Annotated in this window: 2 protein-coding genes; both read right to left on the reverse strand. The window is 36.5% G+C overall.

Annotated features, from left to right (window positions below; all coding sequences use genetic code 11):
- Positions 1–74: 74 nt before the first annotated feature.
- The gene (locus tag SORDD05_RS07425; protein WP_061418516.1) at positions 75–743 is read right to left on the reverse strand and encodes a CPBP family intramembrane glutamic endopeptidase; all 669 of its coding nucleotides are present in this window, start codon (positions 741–743) and stop codon (positions 75–77) included.
- 11 nt (positions 744–754) lie between these two features.
- Positions 755–970: CPBP family glutamic-type intramembrane protease (locus SORDD05_RS09905; RefSeq protein WP_155718864.1), on the reverse strand; the 216-nt coding region annotated here is incomplete at its 5' end.

The raw sequence follows: 970 nt of genomic DNA on the forward strand, positions 1-970 counted from the left end.
GCACTACAAACTGACTCGGGAATTTTATGTCACAGCTAGTGTTCTCTTTTACTAATTAGGATTATTGAAAAACTCTAAAACAACAAGGGGAGAATCTGACCAATGCCATTGTAGACTATGTGCAGTCCAATAGGCCAATAAATGGACTTTGTCACTCTAAATAAGACTGCAAATATGAGGCCACCACCCATATATGAGAAAAAGTCTGTCAAGACCCAACCATGATTACTGATATGCAATATCCCGAATAAAACAGCAGAACCAAGCACATCCAGTCCCCATTTCTTCCCTTTTTCCAGAGCAGTCATCACCAATCCACGATAAATCATCTCTTCAAAAATGGGACCTGCAATCACAGGATAGAAAAAATACATCAAAAAAGAAGTAGCTCCTATAAAAGTCGGAACATCTAGTTGATAAGCAATTTCATTTTTGGTAGGTGGGAAAATAAAAAATGTGACGAAATTCCAAGCAACAAAAGCAAGCAGAGCTAAAAAGGAATAAAAAAGATAGGAACCTTTAAATTTTCTACTGTTAATTTTCTGCCATTTCCCTGACCAAATCATAACAATAATAGCAAGCAGAACCACAAGAAAATTCAACATCATATCCGACAAATAATAGACAAAGTCAGATAGACCAGTAACAAGGTCGCTGCGTAAAACCAGACCACTGAACTCCTGATCAGCAATGACAAGTAAAATAGCTATAAAAAAGTAGTAGTTAGAAATTATCTTTTTCATACATCACCTTTCTAATACCCAAACACCAGTAAACTGACGATAATTAAAAAGCTATTCCACAAGATGTGGAGTGCCATTGACCAATAAATTGAACGTGTATAACGAAAGAGCATACAGAGTAGCAGACCTGCTCCTGCATAAACGATGAAGTCTGTTAACACCCATCCATATTGTAAAACATGGATGAGACTAAAGAGTGTGGAAGAAATGATGACGTCAATATAGTA

It is taken from the genome of Streptococcus oralis, from assembly GCF_001578705.1.
GTDB lineage: Bacteria > Bacillota > Bacilli > Lactobacillales > Streptococcaceae > Streptococcus > Streptococcus oralis_J.

Coding starts and splice junctions, on each gene's coding strand:
- SORDD05_RS07425 (WP_061418516.1), bottom strand. CDS start 743: ATGAAAAAGATAATTTCTAACTACTACTTTTTTATAGCTATTTTACTT.